Here is a 19,537-nt window from a genome sequence, read left to right as displayed (position 1 = left end):
ACAAGAGCGGCACTTCCCCGCAGCAAACGCTCTCGCATAAAAACGGAAGAGTGACACCTTAGCCTTGTCGCTTTGGTACAACAAGCCCTCGAGAGAGGCGGCGCAGAACACGCCGCTTCTGCCGACGCTTGTACAGCTTGTGGGCATTCTCCCCTTCTTCATTCTGGCGAGAGGTCTCTTCGTCGATGATCTGGAACTCCACGAGCGTGAAGACCGTCCGGTTCTTACGCTCGCGCGAATCCTGCTCTGGAGGCGGTAGGTACGCGTCCATACGCAGCGGCACATCCACGACGAAGTTCAACGCCCGGTAGGAACCACCGGAGAATAGATTGCGCGTACGCTCCTCGCGGTCCTCGTAGTCTAGATCCAAGTGGAGGTGCTGTGCGTATTGCTGGAGGTGTGGGTTCTCCGCAAGCACAGCCTTGAACGAGACAAGAGTGTTCTCGGTCTGTCCAGGGACGACAAAGTTGAAAGGGAAGAGGTGCTGCGTCAGAAAATAGAGAACCGGAAGGATGTCTGCCTGTGTCTGGGTAATGATACGGAAACGGGTCCGGTCATAGATTTGAGCCGCTACCGTTTCTCTCTTGGCCAGAAGCTTCGTAATGAGGGACTCCCGTGATTTGATCGAATGGGCGAACTCGACAACAGGCAGCCCCTTGTCCCGAAGCAACTGAGCTACGCTCAATACCTTCGCCATCACCAACTCAGATAAATCCGCCTCAGAGATCGCTAGGCGGTGTAGCAGGTCACGCCCCTCAATGTGCTGAATGACGTGCATCACCTTGAGCACGATGCAGGCGATACGGCGATGCCTCGGCAGTCCCTTCACGCCGGAAGCATATAAGAAGAGATCGTGGATCTCAGCTGGGTCCGCCACGGCATCCGCTACCCGGTAGTTGTAGGTCTGCCGCAGGTAATCGACAGCATCCGCGAGCACCATGCGAGCCCACAATTCGTCCTCAGGACGGGTAGTGTCGATCTGGCAAAGCCGGAGAAAGCGATCGACCTCATTCCGGGACTGGAAGTGCATCCTCCGCCAGTCAATGACCGAACTGCCCCGGAGGATGAGCCGAATACGTTCAAGTTCACGGAGGCCCATATCCGCCATGGTGCAAACAGGGATATCTGGCAGTTGTAGGATAGTAGGCGCGGACTTCACATTTAAACTTCTAGCTGAGCCCGTTCTTCGAGGGAAGGGCTTCCGGAAAAAACAGAGGGCGCGCCCCTCTTCGGGGCACGCCCTCTGGGAGTCACATGAACTTGAGCACTACTTAGAGGCCACTTCGCGATTGTCGCGGTACTCGGTCTGCTTCACCAGCTTGCCATCAGCCGAAAACTCCTTGGCAGTCCCCTGACGCAGTCCATCTACGTACTGCTCCACCTTCTTTACCTTGCCATTCGCGTGCAGCTCCACGACATCGCCGTGGAAGTTGCTACGCTTGAATGATGCTGAGCCCTTCTTGTTGCCCTGTTCGTCGAAGAAGGTCCACAGTCCAGTACGGAAGCCTCCCTCGGACATGCCTTCCGCCTGTTTCTCTCCGCTGGGGTACAGATAAACCGTAGGACCGTGCGGGCTGAAGCCCTTTGCATCTGTCTTCACGCACGCCACGATATCCGCAACCTTGCCGTTAGCACTACTCGCCTGCTTGGTTCCAGATGGGCAATTCAGCTTGATGGGCTCCGCAGCAAGCACAGCAGGGACATAAGCCACCGCCGCAACCACCCCAAGGATCTTGGACCACGTCTTGAGCATCATGATGCTTCCCTTTCGTCTGAGCGACCTACGGATCAACCGCCGCTGGTCAGATCAACGGCTCGGAGGCTTAGATATTTATCGAGGCATGGGCTCCCAAACTGAATTATAAAATTAATGCACTAAAAAACCCATCTCCGGTAATCCAGAGATGGGGTCGAAAGACGATTCAACTGACTAAATCCGGCCCAACATCACGCCACGATTAACGGTTGATCTGGGCGCACACGGGATTGCCGCCTGTGAAATAGAAGCCAACCTGAATCGTCTCAGAGCCTGACGGACGGCACAGATAGACGTTGAACTCTGCGTCCTTTGGATTGCTGGTGTTACGGTTGTACCCAGTACCCGGCACAAGCAACCCACGGTTGACGACATCGAGCTGCTCGGACCCCGTAGTCACATAGAAGAAGCCAGACAGGCCAGCCCGAGTAGAGGGCCAATCAGAATCGGTCCGGTAGGCGCGAACACGTACCAGGAATGCACTCGGAGCCGAAGCTTGGCAGTTCGAAGAATTGGCTTCATATCCCGCCCTCTCCACAGTGTAGATGACAGGACCATTGCTGGTCGTTGCACTCCACTGGGGACGATTCTGCGAGAAATTCTCGCAGGTTGCCTCTGCAACCGGAGCAGCCGCGCACGTGCTGTTGCTGCAGTACTGACCATAGGAACAGGTGCTCTGGCTGCTGCCCGAGCAGGTGGTCGGACCCGGCCCGGTCGTCCCGCTCGGCACGCAGACGCTGTACTGACCCGAGCACTCCAGGGTCGAAGCATCACTCACGCGCTCGTCCTGCTGGCACAGCGCCGTCGTGCTGCACTTGCAGATCATCTGGGTCTCGCCACTCACCGCCTCGCACTTCTTCGCCGAGTCGGGGCAATCATCAGACGTGGTACAGGTCTGCACGCACACATTGGCGCCCGCCAGACAGAGTTCAGACGCGTCGCAGTCCGCGTCCGTCGTACACGTCAGGCTATCACGGCCACCATCGGGGCAACCGGCCAGCACCATGCTCATCGCTCCCAGCGCGGCGAGCATCAACGTCATCTTGCGAATCTGCATTTCTCGGCTTCCTCCTGAATGGATACGTCTCACGAGGTGGACCTCCCGGCCTCTCAGGCCCCCCTCCGTCCTTCAGCGCGCGGCTTTAGTCCCGCCGCTCTAGACGTGTCAACGAATGTCGACACGCCCTTCGACGCATCCTCCAGGAGCAAATTCATCATCCATGGAAGCGGACAGTCGTATGAGTCATTTGACTCAAAAGTAACTGTCCGCCTCCCGGACGTTAGAAGGTGAACGGGAAGTCGATGGGCTCGCCCTGCACCCGGTGCTTCGGGAAGTTCCAGCCCTTGATGAGGCCGGAGATGCAACTCGCCATGTAGGTCGAGCGGAACTCCGACGTCTGGCAGGACACGTTCTTCGTCTTGCCGTTCGTCTGGATCGTCCAGCGCATCACCAGCTTGCCGCTCAGGCCTGGATCCTTCTTCTTCTGCTCGTTCACGCACTTGATGATCGCCGGCTTGTTGGCCAGAACCACCTGCATGATGTCCGACTGCCCCAGCTTGTCGAGCGCCGCCCCACCACCGCCAGGCTCCGGCGGAATGTAGGCCGTACGGCCATTCGCCGAGGCAGTGTCGTTCTTGGCACTCGGCTTCTTCGTCCCGAACAGCTCGTCGAACTCGTCATCTGCGTTCCCGCCGCTCTTCGCTTGCGGCTTGGTGTTACGCGCGACCGTCTCCTCTTCGTCGTCGTTGTTGCGACTCGCCGAGGGACGGCTGACCGAAGTGGGACGCTTGGTACCATTACGATCCGGCACCTCGGCACGAGCGACCTGCTGCGGCTCTGTCTTTGCCGGCTCGGCGGGCTTCGCCGGCTCGGCGGCCGGAGGCGTCGCCGGAGTCCCTGCGGTTGCAACCGCCGGAGTGGTCGCAGGAGCAGTCGCCGGCGCAGCGGCCGGCTGGGCCGTGGTCCCCGCCGCGGGTGTGCCCTGGGTATTCTGCGCCACACCCGCCGGAGGCGGCGGCATAGGTGGCAGCTCCGCTGGCTTCGACGGAGCCGTCGCCGGCGCCTGGGCCACCGGCTGTGTCGTCGCAGGCGGCGTCACAGCTGCCTGATCAGAAGGCCGGGTCGCGAAGTAGACCCCCACTCCACCGACGAGCAGCACCACGCCCGCCGCCACTCCGATGATCATCCCCATCTTGCTGCCCTGCTTCGGCGCAGGAGCCGCAGGCGGGTAGCCAGGGTATGCCTGAGGCTGCGCATACTGCTGAGGAGGCGGATACGGCTGGGCCACCGGCTGCGCGTACGCCTGGGCGGGCGGCTGCGCATAAGCAGGCCCAGGAGCGGGCTGCATGTACGGCGCGGGCGCGGAAGGCTCCGCCATTAGCGGGCTCGGAGTCGCCACGGGCGCGGACTCCGGCGGAGGTACGTCGAGCAGCCCCGACGCCGCGGGCTTCGCCTTCTCCTCCACCTTCGAGGCCTTCGACGCCGGCTTCGACAGCGCCTCGTTCTCCTCCTTCACCAGCGAGGCAAGTACGCTCGCGGCCGAGGGCTTCCAGCCAGAATCCTGCGCGGACGGAGCCACGGGCGCTGGCGTGTTGGCCTTCGCCGACTTCGACGAGCCACCTCCGGCGCTGAAAGCGGACTCCACCGGCCCGGACGCCACCGGCGAGGACGATGCCACCGGCGCGGGCTCCACGATGACAGGCTTGGTCGGGCGCGGCGCCAGCACCGACGCCAACTCCGAGGCCTCCGAGAGCGGAATCCAATCGCTGAAGCCCGCACGCCAGCACAGGCTGTCCGGACCGACCTCTCCCCGCTCCCAGTAGTCCTTCACCTTCTCGAGAGACAGGGGTCCCACCTGCTTCTCGTCGATGGCGACGAACCACTCGTGAGAGGCCGCGGGCTTCGCGCTGCCCTCCTCGGCCTCCGCAAGCTTGCGCACCGTCTCGCCAGCGTCTGACAGAGCCGACGCGTCCAGCTGCGCCGGACCGTCACCCGCCGACTCGCCCGCCGGAATCCTGTGCGAGCCCGAGTTGAGCACCTGGTCGAATACGGCGCCGAGCTCGTCATCCTCCACACCACTGAAGATGCCGCCCTCGGGAGGCGTACCCAGTGACGCGGGCAGCCCGAAGCCGTCGTTGTTGGATTGACCTTGGGACGCGGCCGCACCGCCAGCGGCCTCACTACCCGTCCCATCCTCCTTCGCCGGCGCAGAGCCGGCGGGGCGGACCACGATGTTGTAGCCGCACTTCTTGCAACGAACCTTGACGCCCTTCGCGCCCACCTTGTCGTCGCTAATCATGTACTGCGCGCGGCAGCTATCGCAGACGAAACGCATCGTTCCCCGCAACTGTCAGAAATGACGGGAGAAAACCCGCCGGAATCGTAGAGGTGGCACCCGGGGGGGTCAAGGATGCCGACCTCGCCCGCCCGGTTGCCGGTTCAACGGGTGAGCCCCTTGTTTGGGTCTCACGCACACTCGAGCTGCTCATCTACTTCCTCACCTGCACCTCCACGTCCGTACCCACCGCGACACGCAGCTCGCGGAGTTCGTCGGACGTGGCGAACAGCAGCAGCTCCTTCAGCTTCGCCTTCGTGGAGACTCGGAAGGCCGATCCGGTCTCCTCCAGCACCATGCGCTTGACAGGCTCGCATTCACCCGCCGCGAAGAGGCCGGCACGCGCCGCCGTCAGCTCCACACCCTCGAGGTACTGGCGGACATCCGCGGGCGTGGCCGTGGGCATGTAGACGCGTGCCACCTTGGCCAGTGCCGCGCGAGCCTGATCGCTGAAGCTCTTCTCCAACACGCGGCGCTCAGCGTCCACCAGTCGAGGATCCACCGTGAAGCGCAGGTTGGGCACGACCAGGCCGAGCGAGGCTTGAACCACGGCCTCGAGCCGCTCCGGGGCCAGCCGCTGGCTGAAGGCCAGCTCCGGGCGCACCAGCGCGAACGTCCGTCCCAGCAGGTAGTACGCCTCCTTCTGCCCCTGCTCCGCGAAGAAACGCCCACCCGCGCGCACGCAGGGCGGGTGCGTCTGCAGCACCTCCACGTTGAGGCGCGGATCCGGCGTCGGCTCGTTGGAGCGCTTCGCCATGTTCTCGCGGCGGACCACCAGGTGCGGCGAGTACAGCTCCACCGCATCCATCCCGAAGAGGCGTGCCACGTACCGATAGTGCTGCGCGTGGTACTCCTGCGCGCTCGCCAGGTCGATGCGGTGCTTCTTCGGGACGATCTGGTAGTTCTGGAAGGGCACCGCGTACAGGTGCCCCACCTGCTCGAAGAGCAGCCCCATCAACTCGGTGAACGGCCCGCGCAGCTTCGGGTGCAGCAGGTGCGTCTGCCACATCCGGTCCGGCAAGGGCCGCTGGGCCACCTCCTTGCGCTTCGCATAGGGCCCCAGCTTGGAGAGGATCTCCTTCTCGTCATCCCCCGCCTCGCCGAGCAACCCCGACACGGCTTGCGCGGCCATCCACGCGCCGTCGTAGTCCTTGCGCAGCGCGGACAGGCGTACCAGCTGAGACACCACCTTGCGCGGCTCGCCCGTGTTCGGCAGGGCACGGCGGAGCGCGGCGATGGCCTCGTCCTCCTTGCCTGGAGTGGCCGCGGCCAGCTCGGCGTAGATCTCCTGCACCTGCGCGTCGTCCGGCAGGCCCTTGGCGACGACGCCGTAGGCCGCCAGCGCGCCCTCCTGGCTCTTCAGCACTTGGCGGTAGAGGTCGCCCAGCGCCCGCCACAGCGTCATGCGCGCCACGTGCGTGTCGGGCGTCTTCGGCATGCGCCCGATCATCTTCGCGTAGTTCTCCTCCAGCGCCTTCCACTGGCCCGCACCACCCAACATGGCCTCGAGTGCGCTGAAGGCCTCGACGAAGCGGTGGTCCAGATCCAACGCCGTGTTGAACGCCACGGCCGCGCCCTCCACGTCGCGCAGCTCGTCCCGGCGCAGCTCGCCGAGCGCGAACCACACCCGCTTCGCCTTGTTCGGCTCGGCAGCCAGCGCGGGCAGTCGGAGCAGCCGCTCCAACGTGTCCGCGGCCTTCTGGCCCTGACGCGTCTCACGCAGCAGCACGTAGAGCGAGTCCATCACCTCGAGCGACTCGGGCAGCAGCTTGAGCGCCCCCGTGTACGCATCGATGGCCTGGTACGGGTCCTTCAGCTTCTCCCGTGCGAGCTGGCCCAGCTCCAGGAAGACGCTCGCCTTCGCCTCCCCTTCCAGCACGTTGGCGAGCTGCTGGCGGAGATCGGCGGCCCGCTCCCAGCGGCCCGACTGGTCCATCAGCGCCACCAGGGCCCGCAGGGACGCCTCGTGGCTGGGGTCGACGGCCAGCGCCTTCTCGAAGTGGTTCTGCGCGCGATCCAGCTGGTTCAGCTTCGCGTGGATGTCGCCGAGCTGCCAGTAGACCTCCACCACCTCCATGTCCGTGAGCTCTTCACGGTGATGGATGAGGATGGTCTGGAAGATGCGCAGCGCGTCTTCGTACCGCTTCGCGTGCTGCACAAGCAGGTGGCCGTAGCCTTCGAGCACCGGCAGGTAGGTCGCGTCGAGATCGTAAGCCTTCTTGTACGAATCGAGCGCCTTGTCCCGGTTGCCCAGCTTGTCCGCCACGTAGCCCAGCCGGTACAGCTGCCGGCAGAGCTCCGCAGCGAGCGCGGCGTCCTTCTCCGCGATGGCCCGCTCCGCCATCTTGCGCACGACGATGTCGAGCATCCGCTCGGCGGACACCCAGTCCTCACGCGCGCTGTAGACATCGGACAGCGGGCGCGCCGCCTCCAGGCTGTCCGGAGCGTACTTGAGGGTCTCCTCGTAGTAGGCCGTGGCCGTGTCCGGATCGCCCTTCGTCTCGGCGTTGTAGCGCGCCACCTCCAACAACGCGCGCGCCTTGGCCTCGGGCTCCTCGGTCTGATGCGCCTCCTGGAGCAGCGTCTGCTCGTAACCGCCCCAGTCCTTCTCCTGCTCCTGAATGCCCTTGAGGGCGCGGATGCTGGGCAGGTGGCCCGGATCGATGGAGAGGGCATTCTGGTAGGCGACACGAGCGCTGCCCGTGTCCATCAGCATGTCCTCCTGCATCTTGCCCATGCGGTAGTACAGCTCCACCGCCTCGGGCACCGGACCCGCCAGCTGCGCCTCCTGCTGCAGCATCTCCAGGGCGTAGGGCCAGTTGCCGCTGCGCTCGTACAGCTTGCCGAGCGCGTGCAGCGCCGGCCGGCTCATCGGATCCACCGCCTGCGCCTGGTGGTACGTGTTCACCGCCCGGTCCACCTGCTTGAGCTGCTGGTGGTAGACGTTGCCGATCTCCACGTACAACTCGGCCTGCTCCTGAGGCGTCGTGGCCAGCTGGAGCTGCCGCTCGTACGCGACGATCAGGTCCTCCCACCGGCCCTGCATGCGCCGCAGGCGGATCAGCGTCTTGATGGCCTGCAGGTTCTGCGGATCAATCGCCAGCACGCCCTCGATGAAGGCGTCCGCATTGGCCGGGTTCTGGAACTTGTCCTCCCAGATGCTCGCGCAGCGGAACATCACCCGCACCCGCTCCCGGTAGTCCGAGACGACCTCGAGCATGCGCTCGTAGATGGCGAGCAGATCCGCTGGCTGATCCAGCTTGGTGTACAGCCGCTCCATCGACTCGAGCGCTTGGAGGTTGTACGGCTCGAACTCGAGCGCCTGACGGAACGCGACCACCGCGGCCTCGTCGTCGCCGATGTCGCGCTCGTAGACGTTCGCCACCTCCACCTGGATGCGTGCCCGCTCCTCGACCGTGGCCGCCAGGTCACGCGCCCGAAGCAGCGTGGACGCCACGTCCTTCCAGGCATTCTGGCGGCGGTACAGCGCGGTGAGCACGCCCAGCGTCTCGGCGTCCGGCTCCAGGTCCAACGCACGCAGCAGCGCGCTCGCGGCCTCGTCCGGGTCCCCCTGCTCGTCGAAGACGCGGGAGATCTCCCGGAGGATGCCCTTACGCGCCTCGATGGAGCCGGCGGCCTCGAGCTTCTGCTCCAGCGCCACCACGTACTCACGCTCGCGGCCACGCCGCTGGAACATCCCCGCCAGCCCATCGAGCGCCGTGGCGTTCGTTGGGTCGAACTCGAGGATCTTCCGCAGCGCCCCTTCCGCGGCCTGCGGATCATCCAGCTTCAGATCGTGGACGCGCGCCAACGTGGCGTACATCCGCTCGGCGAGCGGGCCCCGAGGCAGCGAGTCCGCCACCTCCTCGTAGACGGCGGCGAGCTCCTCGTGAGAGCCCGTCTCGTCGGCGAGCCGCTCCACTTCCTCGCGCAGGTGGTCGTCCGCCGCGTCGATCTGCATCGCACGGCAGAGCGCCAGGAACGCCACGTCCTTCTGGCCGAGCCGCTCCTCCTGGACCCGTGCCAGCTCCTTGAGGGTGGCCAGCTTCTCCTCTTCGGTGACGAGGTGCGGCAGGTAGCGATCCACCACCTGCGCGTAAGCACGCCAGTCGTTGTTCGTGCGGTAGAGCTCGCAGGCGCGCTCGTAGGCCGTCCGGTTGGCCGGATCGAGCTCCAGCACCTTCTCCAGCGCACCAGCCGCCAGCTCGGGCTTGCCACCCTCGCCAGCCCACAGGTCCGCCACCGCGAACCACGTGGCCACAGCCTGATCCCGCTCCTCGGTCTGCAGGTGTACCTGCACCTTCAGCTCGAGCGCGCGCACCGCGTCGTTGTAGGCCCGCAGCGAGACGAAGAGCGCGTGGACGCGCTCCAGGTCCGCCACCACGTGCGGCTCCACCTCCAGCGCACGGCGGGCCGCGTCCAGCGCCTCCTCGCGCCGGCCCATCCCCGCGAGCACCTCGGCCAGCCGCAGGCGCAGCACCTTCACGCCTTCGGCCGACTCCTGCAGCGGAACGAGCCGCCGCAGGATGCCCACCAGCTCCTCCGCCGGTCCCGTCTCCTCGTACAGCTCGCGCAGTGTGTCCAGCACGCCCCGGTGCCGCGGGTCGCGATCCAGCGCGGCCTTGAGGTGGTTCACCGCCAGCGCCGGCTGCTTCAACAACCGGTACAACACCCGGCCCAACCGCTCGTTGAGCCGCACCACCTCGCGCGGATCCAACGTCTGCGCCAACCGGTCCGACAGCAACGTGCGCAGCTCCTCGTGCCGACCCGCTCGCTCGTAGAGGGCTTCCAGCGAGGTGAAGGCCTGCTCGTTGCGCGCGTTCTTCGCCAGCAACTCGCGGTACAGCGTGATGGCCTGGTCCAGATCCCCCAGACCCTCGGCCGACACCTGCGCCATGCGCGTGAGGACGCGCTCGCGCTCGGGGCCGGTGACGCGCTCGGCCTGCAGCTTCAGGATGTTGTACAGCTTGTCGTGCGCGCCGGCCGCGTCATAGATGTTCTCCAGCAGCCGCGCCGAGGCGAGGTGCCCAGACTCCAGCGCCAGCACCTGCTCGAACGCGGAGGCCGCGCGGTCCATGCCGTCCAGCTTCTCCTGGGCGAGCTGCCCCAGGCGGAAGAGGAAGCCCACCTTGTCCGCCGTCTCCTCCGCCGTGGACGCGAGCGACTCCAGCACGTTGGCCAGCTCCGGCCACGCCTCCAGGGCCACGTACAGCCGATCCAACGCGACGAGCGACTTCTGCTGCTCCGACGGGTTCAGCGTGCGCGCACGCTCGTAGTAGATGACGGCGCGCTCGGGCTCTTGCAGGCGAGACTCGAAGAGCTGACCCAGCTTGATGCACATCTCCGAGGCGTCACGAGCCTCGGCCACGCGCGGCAGCGCATCCTCGTAGGCCACCACCAGCTCGTCGTACGAGCCCGCCGCGTCCGTGGCGTTCTCCAGCCGCTTGCGAAGCTCGGCGTCGTTCGGGTCCTCCTTGAAGGACCGGAAGAGCGCCAGGAAGGTGAGCTCCGGCTCACCCTGGGCCTCGCGCAACGTGGCCAGCTCGCCCAGCAGCGTCTTGCGCTCGTGCGAGTCCGGGGACACGCCCACCCGCGTCTCGATGAGCGAGGCGAGCCGCCCCACGTCTCCGCTCGCGCGGAAGGCGTTCAGCAGCGTCTCCACCGCGAGCAAGTTCTGCGGCTCGCGGGCCACCAGCGCCTCCAGGCGGCCCACCGCGCCCGCGTGGTTGGGCTGCAGCGCGAGCACCTCGCCGTAGAGCGACAGCGCACCCGCCTTGTCCAACAGCTTCGTCTCGCGCAACACCGCGAGGCGGAACTTCAGCTCCAGCCCCTCCTCGGGCGACACGAGCGCGATGCGGCGCGCCAACACGTCCGCCATCTCCGGCCAGCGCTCCAGCTTCTGGCACAGGCCATCCATCCGCATGAGCGCGGCGGTGTCGTCCGGCTTCACGTCCAGCAGGCGCCGCAGGGTGGCCAGTGCGCCCAGCCCGTCCTGCAGCTTCTCCTCCTGGAGGACGGCGATCTGCAGCAGCACCGAGGCCCGGCGGGCCGGCTCCTCGGCGCTCGCGAGCTGGCGGCGCAACACCTCCAGCAGCTCCTGCGGCGTACCAGAATCGGCCACCAAGCGCGCCACGCTGTCGAGCGCGTCGGTGTCCGTGGGCCGCAGCGTCAGCACCTTGCGCCACGAGGCCAGCGCCTCGTCGTCCTCGCCCAGGCGCGCCTGCAGCCGGGCCAGTGCGCTGTACAGCTCGGCCCGGGCGACATCCCCCGCCCTCGGTGCGATCTCGGAGAGGACGGCCGCGAACTCCTCGGCGGCCCCTGCCTTGTCCACCAGCGAGAGGCACAGCTCGAGCGTACGCGGATCATCCGGCATGTCACGCAGCGCGCGCGTGGCGGAGAGGAAGGCCATCTCCGCGTTCTCCAGCGGGCCCGCGTACGTCTCCGCGATGCGCCGTAGCAGCGCCGCGCGCTCCTGGGGCACCGGCTCGGCGGAGACGCGCGACTCCAGCATCTGCACCTGCTTGAGGTGATCGCCCACGGCCGCGAACACCGGCTCCAACGCCAGCGCCGCCTGGCCACGCAGCGGGCTGTCCGAGCGCGCCATCTCCTCCAGCGCACCCACCGCACCGGCATGTCCGGCCCGGCGGCGGAGCACCTCCTGGTAGAGCTCCAGCGCCCCGCGCGGATCATCCAGACGGCTGAACCGCAAACGGCCCAGGCGCACACGCAGCTCACTGCCCTCCTCCTGGGCGTTGCGCGTGTCGGCGAGTTGGATCTCCCGCTCGATGTGCTGCGCCAGCTCTGGCCAACGCTCCATCTGCGTCAGCACTCGGCCCAGCAGCTTGAGCGCGTTGGCGTCCTCCGGCCGGCGCTCGAGGATCTCTCGGTACGTCTGCGCCGCGAGCGCCTTGTCGGCGAGCGTCTCCTCGGCGAGGTGGGCCAGCTCGAAGAGCAGGTTCACCTGCGCGGCGACGGACGCCTCGGCCGCCACCTGCCGGCGCATCACCAGCCCCAGCTCGCGGTGCGCACCGGTACGCCGATGCACGCGCGAGATGGACTCCAGCACCTGCTTGTTCTGCGGATCGCGCCGGCTGACCTCCTCCAGCGCGCGCACCGCCAGATCGTAGCGCTTGAGGCGCCCGTCGTAGATGCCCGCGAGCCGCCGCCACAGGTCACCCGCCAGGGGCTCCTTGGCGTCGCGCTCGAGCTGATCCTCGTACGCCGCCGCCACTTCCTCGAAGGAGCCGGAGTCGGCCGCGAGCCGCTCCAGGTCATCGCGAACGTCGTCATCCTGCGGGGCCTCGTTGAAGGCACGCAGGCGCGCGGCGAAGGCAAGCGACGTCTGGCCGAGCGCCTCGCGCAGGGTGGCGATCTCCTGGATCCGCTCCAGCCGCTGCGCGGGCAGGGAACCTGGCAGCAGGAGTTCCAGCACCTCCACCAGCTTCCGGGTGTCGTTAAGGCTGCGGTAGACGGGCTCCAGCAGTCGCGCCGCCTCGGCCCGCTGCGCCTCGACCTGGAGCATGCGCTCCAGACCGGCGACAGCCTGCGGATCCCCCGAGGCCAGCGCCATCAGCTCGCGATACGCGCTCAGCGCCTCGGCGTGGCTGCCTTCCTTCTCCAGCAGTTGCGCCCGGCGCAGGATGAAGCCGCGGCGGGACTCGTTGTCCGTGGCCAGCTCGGCGAGCTGATCCAACACGTCCGCCTGCTCCACGAAGCGCCGCGCCTTGGCGAACAGCTTGTCCAGCGCGAGCAGACCATCCGCCGCCTTGCGGATGGCCAGGGCCGAACGCCACGTCTCGATGGCCTTGGCGTCATCGCCCGCAGCGGCATGAGCCTCGCCGGCCTTCACCAGCAGGGCGCGCCGGTCCTCGGGGTCCTTGGCCAGCGCCGATTGGGCGGCGTAGACCTCGGAGAGGCTCTTGGCGTTCTGCCCCCGCTCGTACAGGCGCGAGAGGGCCTCGAGCGCCTGACGGTCCTGCGGCGCGTCCTCGAGGATCTTCTTCCAGACGCTTGCAGCCTCCTCCGTCTGGCCGAGCTGCTCGCGCAGCTCCGCAGACCGACGCAGCAGTCCAAGGCCCGACGGGTCGCCCGAGGGCAGATCCGCGGCGGCCTCCTCGTACAGCTCGGCCAACATCTCGTGCGAGCCCGTCTCACGCGCGAGCCGCTCCAGCTCCAACCGCAGGCCCTCGCGATCCACCCCCTGCGAGAAGGCCTTCACCGCCGCCATGAAGGCGAGCGACGGCTGGTGCATGTCCTGCTCGTAGATGCGGCGGATGTCCGCGGCGAGCTGCGACTTCTCCACGGTGAGCGCGGACTCCATCCGCGCCTCGCGCAGTGCCACGCGACGCGCGTGGTCTCCCAACCGGGCCAGCACCGGGTCGAGCACCTCCAGAGCGCCCGCGCTCATCGGCACGGCCGCCTTCACCCACTCCTCGAGTGCCGAGCGGGCACCGGGGTGACCGGGATCCTCGGAGAGGATGCCCTGGTAGAGCTGGAGTGCAGCGTTGGGGTCGTCCAACTGGGTGCGCAGCAGCTCGGCGAGGCGGAAGGAGACCTCGCGACCCTGAGGGCTCTGTCCTTCCTGCGTGCGCCGCAGACCGAGCGCCCATGCCAGATCCTTCGGTCGAGTCAGCTCCGCATAGAGCCGGTCCAAGGCGACAGCGGCCTCGCGCTGGAGCGGATCACGCTCGGCGATGGCACGCCACGCCGCGGCGGCGCTCTCCAGGTCGGCCAGCTTGGACTCGTGCAGCAGGGCGGCCTCGCGCAGGTACGCGAGTTGCTCGGCCAACTCGGGCGCGGCGGCGGCGAGCTTCTCCAGCACCTCGGCGAGCGCGGCCCACTCCTCGCCCGCGCGGTGCAGGCGCTGCAGCGCGCGCAAGCAGTCGAGGTTGCTCGGCTCCAGCGCCAACAGAGCCCGAAGCGCCTTCACTGCGGCGTCTCGATCGTCGAGCTTCTTCTCCTGGACCTCGGCCAGCTCGCGCAGCAGCCCCGCCCGGACGGGGCCCGTGCTCCCCTCCTCCGTCAGCTCGATGAGGATCTCCGCGTAGGCGTCCAGCGAGTCCGCGTCCTCGGCGGCCTGGCGCGCGGCGACGCGAAGGACGGCGTCACCCGGAGCCAGGCGCAGCGCCCGAGCGAGCGAAGCGAAGGCCAACTCCGGCTGACGCAGCTGCGTCAGGTGAACCGTCGCGGCCTGACGCAGCGCCAGCACCCGGGCCGCGTCGTCGCGAGCCACCTCGGCGAGAACGTCCAGCGCGGCCACCAGCTTGCGGTGGTCCTTGGTGGCTTCATAGGCCGGAATGAGGGCCCGCGCGGCCTCCTCGCGCGCGGTGCCGGAGCCGAGCATGCCCTCGAGCGCGGCACGGGCGTCCGCATCGGAAGGACGCTGGCGGAGGATGTCCGCGAAGCTGCGCACCACGTCGGTGCGGTCCCCCGACGAATCCTGCAGGACCTGCGAGCGCTTGAGCGTCAGGCGAGCCACGCGATCCAGGTCACCCGCGTCCTCGGCGAGCGCAATCTGCCGGGCAAGCACCTCGCCCAGCTCTCGGTTGCGAGCGGCCTTCTCGTACAGCTCGGCCAGACGCGGCAGGTGCCGCACCTCGTCCGCGCCGGAGTGGATGGCAGCCTGAAGCGCCTCGGCAGCCTCCAGCGGCCGGCCCAGCCCGGCGTTGAGCTCCACGAGCTGCATCTGCAGTTCCACCTTCTCCGCCTTCGTGGCCGTCAGGATGCGCTTGCGCAACAGCGCGTCCGCGTCCGCCGCGCGCCCCGACTTGCCGTACAGCTGAATGAGTCGGCTGAGCACCTCGGGCGACTCGGGCACCCGCTGCAGCGCCGCCTCCATCGCGCCGATGGCCTCCGGGAGCGCCGCGGACTCCTCGGCCAACCTCGAAGCATCGGAGAGCAGCTGCACCGCGAGCTCCGGCGCCTCCGCCTCGGTGGCCAGCGTCCGCAGCACGCGCACCAGCTCGGCGTGGGCGGACAGATCGTGAGCCAGACGCGCCACCTCGGCGCGGTTCGCCTCGTCCGTGGGCGCCTCGCGCAAGGCACGCACGCGGTGGTCGAAAGCACCACGGCCATCGGCCAGATGCTTCTCGTGGATATCGGCGATCTGACCGAACAGCCGCTGGCGCCCCGCCACGTCCTTCGTGGCTTCGAGCTGCTGCAGCATCGCGGACACCTGGCGCTGGTGGTCACCGCCGCGGCCGTAGTGGTTGGCGAGCGCCTCGGCGATCTCCGCCGTACGCACGCCAGCCGCCGCGAGCCGCTCGAGCCCGCCCAGCACCACGCCGGTGGCGACGTTCTCCGCAAGCAACTGGAGGAAGAGTCCCGCCGCCTCCTGCGGGCGATTCAGGCGCTCGGCGAACAGACGGGCCTGACGCCCTGCCCAGTCGCTGCGCTCCACCTGCGTCTCGGCGAGCTTCGCCAACTTCCCCGCCAGCGCCGCGGCCTCCTCGAACTTCGACAGCGCCACACACAGCGCCTGCAGGCGCCGCACGGGAGCCGGATCATCGGGGGACAGCTTCACCAGCTCGCGCACCATCGGCTCGAGCTCGGCCGGGGTCGCGCCCGTGGCCTCGCGCCGGACGATCTCCCCCTCCAGGCGCACCTTCGGGTCATCCGTGAGCGCGGCGGCGGCACGGAGCGACTTCACCGCCTCCTGCGCGGCGCTGTCACCCGGCGCGCGCGCGAGCACTTCCTTCCAGGCCGCCTCGGCACCCGCGGGGTCCGCCAGCGTCCCCTGGAGGAGCTGCGCGAGGTGCCGCCAGATAGGAAGGGCCGCCTCGGGAGGCGCAACCATCGCCGCACGACGGAGCGCCATCGCGAGCGCGGGCTCCGCGTTCGCCCGGCTCGCGTGCTCCACCACCGAGTCCAGCAGCATGGGACGGCCGGGCTCCAGCGCCAGGGCGCGCGCGAGCACCTCGAAGGCCCCTCGAGCGTTGTCCGCCTCCTCGTACAGGAGCGCGAGTCCCTCGCAGAAGGCCACGCGCTCAGCGCGCGGACGTGGGGCAAGCAGCGCCAGGTCCAGCAACGGCTCCAGCGCTTCGAAGTTCTCCTCTTCCGCCAGGAGGCGGGCGAGCTGGAAGGCCGCGAGCGCATTGGCGGGGTCCAGCTTGAGCGCAGCATCGAGGTGCACGCGCGCGGCATCTCCGTCCTGCTGATGCAGGCACAGGTCCGCCAGCCGCAGCCGCAGGGCCACCTGCGTCACGCGGTCCTTCACGGTGCCCAGGTAGCGCTCCAGCATCGCGAGGGCTTCGGCCGCTCGGCCCTGCTCCAGCAACAGCTCGGCGCCGAGTGTCGCCACATCCGCGCGCGACGGGTCCACAGTGGTGGCCTTCTCGAAAGCAGCGAGCGCCCCGGCCGCGTCATTGAGCCGGGTGAGGCGCAGGGTGCCCAACCGCAGCCACAGGTCCACCTGGGCGTTGCGCTCGCGCGCCTCGCCCGCCAGCGTCTCGAGCCAGGCCTGCGCCGGCGCGAAGTCACCGTTGCGCTCGGCAACACGCTCAATGAGGTTGAGCGCCTCGGGCATGCCGGGCCACAGCAGGAAGCAGCGGTCCAGCGCCTCCTTCACCTTGTCCGTGGCAGCGGGCTCGTACCAGGCGTGCAGCTTGGCCACCAAGAGGGACAGCCGCGCCGCGCTCTTGCGATCGCGCTCCTCCAGGGACATGCCGCGCAGCATGCGCGCACGCTCGCGCCACGACTGCTCGAAGCGCTCCAGCGTCTGCGTGGCCTTCTCCACCCGGGGGTTCTTCGGGTCCAGCTCCCGCGCCACGGTCAGCGCCTGCTGGGCGAGCACGTGCTCGGTGGGATCCTCCACCAGCCGCTCCGCGAAGGTGGCGTACTCCTCCGCCATGCCCTCGCCGCCGAGCGCGGCGCGCTCGCGCTCCAGCGACTCGAAGATGGGCTGGAAGCGCTCCTCGGCCATGAGGAGCTGGCGCGCGCGCTTGAAGGTCGGGCGATCCGGCTTGACGCGAGCAGCCCGCTGCAGGCACAGCACCGCGCGATCACGCCGGAACAGCTTCTGCTCGTGGAGGTTCGCGGCCTTCATGAAGCAGGACACGGCCTCGTCACCCTTGCTCAGGGCGCCGAGTCGCTCCAGCACGTCCACGAGCGAGGCCATGTCCTGGCGTGCCTCGTAGACGATCTTCAATCCACGCAGAACGGGCCGCGGGTCCTCGGCGATCAGCAGCGCGCGCCGCAGGAGCTCTTCCGAACGAGCCGGGTTGCGCAGCCGCTCATAGGCAAGCTGCCCCGCGCGCACCAGCACTCGCACTGCCTCGGCAGTGGGAGTCTCGCGCGCGCGTCCCTCGTAGAGACGGATGAGTTCCTCGACGCGGCCTGCCTTCTCGAGCGCGGCCTCGACCTCGGCGAAAGGCCGGTCGGAAACGACTCGCTCGGCGGGTCGACGGAGGTTCGGCTGGTCCATGTAAGGCGGGCCTCGCGAAAAAAGAAGGGGGCGGGAGCGGCACTCTATCGCCCGCTCACCGCCCCCAGCAATCCCGCAAATCCCGCCAACTGTCGAGATTTATTGGCTTTCTCGCTCGTTTGCAGCAGGAGCGGACGAGCTTCCCTCGGAGCCCTTCTCGCCCTCAACCCCAGTCTCTTCGGCCTCTTCCGCGGCCGCGGCGGCATCCGCGGGCCTCTTAGGAGGGGGGGTAGCAGGCAGGGCTTCGGCGCGCTGCACGCCCGCGCTATCGCCGAGCTTCGTGTACAGGGCGATGGCCCGATCACGCAGCTGAAGCTCCTCCGCCAGGGACGCGGCCTTCGGCAGGTGGCCAATCTGCTCATACAGCCCCATGGCCTTCTCCTTGCGGCCGATCTCCTCGTAGAGCGCCGCAGCGGTGGCGGCCTCCCCGAGCAGCTCCAGCCACCGGGCGCGGCCGGCCGGCTTGTTCTCCGCCTCGGCGCGGGCGAGCTCCTTCTGCGCGAGCGTCTTGGCTTCCTCCTCCAGCTTCAGACGCTGGAGGAAGTGGAAGGCCTTGGGCGGCGGGAGGGTACCGAGCACGTCCACCGCCTCCTGGCGGCGGCCAGCGTTCACCAGCAAGGTGGCCGCGCCGAGCCGATCTCCGCGCTCCACCAGGGCCTTCACCTCCAGGTCCCGGATGCGGTTGGCCGCAGCGAAGTCGCGGGTGCGCTCGTACGCCTTGCGCGCGAGGGCCAGCTTCCCGGCGCGCTCATACGCGAGAGCCGCCTGGTCGAACTGACGAGCACGCTCGTACAGCCGGGCGACGTTCTCGAAGTCGCCCTTGCCGATGTAGAGCTCCATCAGCAGCTCGTACGCCCCGGCCTTCTCGAGCACCTGGGTGAGCTGGTCGGCAGGTACCGTCGCCATCAGGCGTCGGGCGGTGTCGTTCTCCTTGCCCGCCAGAGCGGCGCGCAGCGCGCTCCGCACATCCCCACCCGCCTCGAAGAGCCGGGCGGCCTCGGCGAAGGAGTTGTTGCGCTCGTGCATGCGCGCCGCGTCACGCGTACGGCCCATGCTCTCGAGCTGCTTCACCTGCTCCGTCCAGTCACCCGTCAGCTCGGGCAGGGGCTGCCGACGCTCACGATCGCCGCGCTCACCCTCGGGGACACGCTCCCGGCGCTCACGACGCTCGCCGCGCTCACCTTCACGGCCCTCGCGACGCTCGCCACGCTCACGGCCCTCACGACGCTCACGGCCCTCACGACGCTCGCCGCGCTCACGGCCCTCGCGGCGATCACCCTCACGACGCTCTCCCGTGGGACGGGCAGGAGCAGCGGGCTCCTCACGCTCGGGCTGCGGCTCGCGCCCGCTCAGCGCAAAGGCCGCCGCGGCACGCTCCTGATCCCCAGCGGCGCGCCAGGCGCGACCCACCAGGTACATGACATCCACGTAGGCGTTGAACTTCTCCTTCACCGGATCCGCCGCTGGGGCCGCCGGCGCGGCGCCCTCGGCCGGAGCGGGGGTGGAAGCCTCTGCGCCCTCCGCGGGGCTCGCCTGCGGAGCCTCGGCGGCCGGAGCCTCCGGAGGCGGCTGTGCGGCCTCCGCTCCACCCGTGGCTCCTTCGGCGGGAGCCGCCTCGGGCGCGGGGGGCTTGGTCTGGCGCTGGACGCGCAGCAACGTGGTGATGAGCCGGCCACGCACGTTGAGATCCAGCTCATCGAGCGACTTCACCCGCATGGACCGCAGCGAGCGGACAATCGTCTCGAGCGGCGACTTCTGGGAGGCGAAATCCGCCTTGCCCAGCGCCTTCTCCAGAATGCTCAGCTCGGCGATGACACGCTGGCCCGGACCGACGGGCCCTTCCGCACGATCACGACCCCGGCCACGCCCGGGTCCATCACCCCGGCCGCGACCGCCGTCGCGACCACCAAAACCACCCGGACCGTCACGACGCGGACCCTGGCCAGGCGCACCACCGCCGCCCTCCCGGCCCCGCCCACCGCGCGGCCCACCGCTTCCATTCTCCTGAGGCACGTGTTTCTCCCG

6 protein-coding genes are annotated in these 19,537 nt (G+C 68.3%); all 6 read right to left on the bottom strand.

Going from position 1 to position 19,537, the window contains the following annotated elements; translation table 11 throughout:
• Window positions 1-58 precede the first annotated feature (58 nt).
• Window positions 59-1,108 (bottom strand): TIGR04552 family protein, encoded by a 1,050-nt coding sequence (locus F0U60_RS20570; RefSeq protein ID WP_395822477.1) that lies wholly within the window; start codon window positions 1,106-1,108, stop codon window positions 59-61.
• A gap of 159 nt (window positions 1,109-1,267) precedes the next feature.
• Window positions 1,268-1,756, bottom strand: a complete 489-nt coding sequence (locus F0U60_RS20565; protein WP_395822475.1) for a toxin-antitoxin system YwqK family antitoxin — start codon at window positions 1,754-1,756, stop codon at window positions 1,268-1,270.
• A 202-nt stretch (window positions 1,757-1,958) separates the two neighbouring features.
• Window positions 1,959-2,813, bottom strand: a complete 855-nt coding sequence (locus F0U60_RS20560; RefSeq protein WP_395822473.1) for a hypothetical protein — start codon at window positions 2,811-2,813, stop codon at window positions 1,959-1,961.
• 223 nt (window positions 2,814-3,036) lie between these two features.
• On the bottom strand, window positions 3,037-5,091 hold the full coding sequence (gltJ, locus tag F0U60_RS20555) for an adventurous gliding motility protein GltJ (RefSeq protein ID WP_395822471.1): 2,055 nt from the start codon (window positions 5,089-5,091) through the stop codon (window positions 3,037-3,039).
• A 154-nt stretch (window positions 5,092-5,245) separates the two neighbouring features.
• Entirely contained in the window at window positions 5,246-17,512 is a 12,267-nt protein-coding gene (locus tag F0U60_RS20550) for a tetratricopeptide repeat protein (protein ID WP_395822469.1), read from the bottom strand.
• A gap of 99 nt (window positions 17,513-17,611) precedes the next feature.
• On the bottom strand, window positions 17,612-19,525 hold the full coding sequence (locus F0U60_RS20545; RefSeq protein ID WP_395822467.1) for a tetratricopeptide repeat protein: 1,914 nt from the start codon (window positions 19,523-19,525) through the stop codon (window positions 17,612-17,614).
• Window positions 19,526-19,537: the final 12 nt, after the last annotated feature.

Origin of the sequence: Archangium minus, from assembly GCF_044360475.1 — a bacterium.
GTDB lineage: Bacteria > Myxococcota > Myxococcia > Myxococcales > Myxococcaceae > Archangium > Archangium minus.
Note: the sequence above shows the minus strand (reverse complement) of the source record. Positions and strands in the feature narration are given on the sequence as shown.